This is a genomic window from Vibrio nigripulchritudo ATCC 27043 (assembly GCF_000222685.1).
In the GTDB taxonomy this organism is placed as follows: domain Bacteria; phylum Pseudomonadota; class Gammaproteobacteria; order Enterobacterales; family Vibrionaceae; genus Vibrio; species Vibrio nigripulchritudo.
Genome location: NZ_AFWJ01000163.1, coordinates 1 through 3,239, shown reverse-complemented (window position 1 = coordinate 3,239; position 3,239 = coordinate 1). Strand labels below are relative to the sequence as shown.

Genomic DNA, 3,239 nt, shown 5'->3' with positions numbered 1-3,239 from the left:
CTGCTTTGACAGATTGACGACTTCCAGTGCGATCTCTTGATCATTCCCTTCGCTTGCTAGATTGGCACTCATTTCAGTTCCTTTGCGAATGACGTAACACCAATCAGAATAATTAACTGCCCATTTTGGCTTGTTAAAAAGCTATTTCTGAACACTTACTGTGATTGGTATAAAAAACTCGCCTGAAAATAATTCTTTCAGGCGAAACTAGCTTAGGTGTAGGCAATGCCCCAATCTTTTTCGGCAACCGATCCCCAGTGCCTTGGGTCTTTTGCATTACTGCCGTCAATAACAAAAGGAGGGATGATCATCGTTGGACCTGTTTTGCCATTAACAATTTCAGCCTTTTCCCAGAAGTACTTTTTGTTTTCATAAGGACCAATAGGGACAGGTTGTCCTTTCATCGCGTACTTTTGCAAAAGCTCGACGGCAATTTCCCCATAAGCAATGGGATCTTGAGAGACACAGGAATCCATATAGCCTTCTTGGATCCATTTCACCGCTATAGGCTCACCATCAATATTGACGAAGATAACGTGTCCGTCTTCACCCACTTTTTTCCAGCGACCTTTCTGCTTAAGCGCCGTTACGATTCCACGGGAAGGGGAGTCGGATGGCGCATGGACTGCATCTAAATCAGGGTATTCGGAAAGGGTAGACAAAGTTACGGACAGCATTTTTTCGAGCTGACCTTCAGTCGGGCGAGCCAGATACTTAATGTTGGGGTATTTGGCAAACTCGGCGTCCATGCCTTCTTTTCTCAAACGCCACGCCACGCTTTGTAGGGCGCCAAAACAGTTGAGCACTGTCCCTTTGGGTTCGCCGTATTTCTGCTCGAGTCGCTGAATGATCTGCTTAGCAGCCATAACACCACCAATGTAGTTATCAAAACTCACGGTGATTGCGACATCTCCACCATCAGCAGGTGTATCAATGATACCAACCGGAATGTTTTGGCGATTATAGCGCTTAATCACACTTACAATTGCTTGGCTGTCTATTGGGTCGCTCACAATGGCGGAAGGTTTACGAAGCATCAGGCTTTGCCACTGTTCCAATTGCCGTGTGTTATCAAAGTTGGCATTGGTTGCCTGAAATTCCCATTCGTTTTTCATAACGGCTCTTTTTACCGCTTCTTCCTGAATAACGAAGAAATAATAATCAAGGCTCTTGTTGCTGTAAGGGACAAAAACGCGATCCTTTGCCCATGCCATGTTGGGTCCAGCAAGCATGCTTACCCCTAATGCCGCACCTGCTTTTAAAATGGTGCGGCGGTCCAGTTTACTTACATCAGTCATATCAACCATCTCCATGTCGTGTTACTGGATGTGAAGTGAGAGTACCTAGTTTTACTACCTAACTGTTTGGGTTTGCATAGCTTTTAAAGAGCAGGCGATAGGTGCTGTCTAGTACAACTGGTTTTTTAGGCAGCGAGCGTCGTCTTCAAAGACTACAAACCCTGATAAGGCTCATCTCGTTAATTACCATCTAACGTTCCAAGGTTTGGTAACCTATTGGGTGGTCACCTTGTATTTTTTATCGAGGGCATCAATACGTTTAAAATCAAAACAAAAAAGCGAATTCTAACTGTTTGTTTAATTTATGAAGTTTTACTAGCTTTTTGAGTAACAACAAAACTGGTTCCGTCAAACCGCCCCACAACCATCCCGTTTGACTCACGTGTAAAAAGTCCATTTTCAACGACACCGGGAATCATATTAAGTGCTGTTTCTAACACAGCTGGAGACGGAATAGCCTGACAATGGCAGTCGAGAATAAAGTGTCCACTGTCTGTAATGACTGGCTTTTCGCCTTGATGTCGTCGAATGATTTTGAGGCGACTTCCCACATGTGCATTAAGTACATCTGATATGCGCTGCTCGGTCTGTTTCCAGCCAAACTGAACCACTTCAATAGGCAAAGGAAATGCACCAAGTGTCTCCACGATTTTGCTTTCGTCGCATACGGTGATCATTCTCTTAGAGGCATGGGCGATGATTTTCTCCCACAACAGGCAGGCTCCGCCGCCTTTGATCATATTGAAGTTGCGATCAATTTCATCAGGACCATCGATGGTGAGGTCAATCTCGCCAATTTGGTTGGGGTCGATGATTTCAATCCCCACCGATTGTGCGACTTCATTGGTCGAGCGTGATGTCGTGGTACAAGTGACTTTAAGTCCCTCGGCGACCCGTTTTCCTAGCTCCCGAACAAAGAAGTGAGAAGTTGTGCCTGAACCGAGCCCAAGTTTCATGCCATCTTGTACAAATTCATCGATAGCTCTAATTCCCGATAGTTTTTTCGCATCGTCTTGAGACATATTCTGTATTCCTTTACTTAACTAGAACGCTAAAGCTTTTCCGTTTGCCACGAGTCCAGGGCAGGTAGCTGGTCCGGGAACTCACTTCCGCTTGTAACGGCTATAGCTGTCACCAGCATATTGACAACCAAATGATGATTCAGGCGCGAAGCCAAAGGGGTCAACAGCTCGGTACGTTCATAGGGTGTGATTGCAATGGTTACGTCTGAAACTGCGGCGAGTGGGCTATCGCTGGCGGTGACTGAAACTACTCTTGCGCCACCTGCTCGTGCTGCTGTTGCGATCTCCACCAGTTGCCTAGTCGCGCCGGACTGAGAAAATATAAAGGCGACTTCTTGTGGTTTAGAACGTTCTGCATGCAGCCATTGCCTTTGTTTACGTACTAACGCGTTGCATCTCAATCCTAATCGCTGGAATTTATGTTCAGCATCAAGAGCCGTGACTTCCGAGATACCAGAAGCGTAAATCCCAATGTAACTGGCTTTTGAAAGAAGCTTTGCACCTTCTTCAATTTGTTCTGGTGCAATGTCTTCCATAGCTCTTTGGATGGCATTTAATGAGTTGCGACACGTCTTTCGAACAATGTGATCCACGCTGTCTTTAGCGGTAATCTGTTCATAAACAAATGGAGCTGAAGGGACTAATTGCTGCGCAAGGTTCAGCTTGAAGCTCTGATATCCGTCATATCCAAACCTACGACAAAATCGCATGATCGTCGGATCACTCACCGAACATTCACTGGCGAGAGACGCAATGCTCATATGGATTACCTTGTCAGGCTTTGCACTGACAAATTCCGCGACACGGCGCTCGGCGCTTTTCATGTCATCCATTTCATGCACGATTTTATGAAGCAGGCTAGTACTCATTAAGGTTCCTTTCGAAATGTTGTTAAATCACTCAAGCGCGATAGTCTGTA

At 45.6% G+C, this 3,239-nt stretch carries 3 protein-coding genes; all 3 read right to left on the bottom strand.

What is annotated here, in order from left to right; translation table 11 throughout:
* Positions 1–212: 212 nt before the first annotated feature.
* Entirely contained in the window at positions 213–1,298 is a 1,086-nt protein-coding gene (locus tag RH89_RS13860; RefSeq protein WP_004402924.1) for a sugar ABC transporter substrate-binding protein, read from the bottom strand.
* Between the two features lie 302 nt (positions 1,299–1,600).
* Entirely contained in the window at positions 1,601–2,320 is a 720-nt protein-coding gene (gene rpiA, locus RH89_RS13855) for a ribose-5-phosphate isomerase RpiA (RefSeq protein ID WP_004402923.1), read from the bottom strand.
* Positions 2,321–2,349: 29 nt separating this feature from the next.
* On the bottom strand, positions 2,350–3,189 hold the full coding sequence (locus tag RH89_RS13850; protein ID WP_004402922.1) for a MurR/RpiR family transcriptional regulator: 840 nt from the start codon (positions 3,187–3,189) through the stop codon (positions 2,350–2,352).
* Positions 3,190–3,239 lie beyond the last annotated feature (50 nt).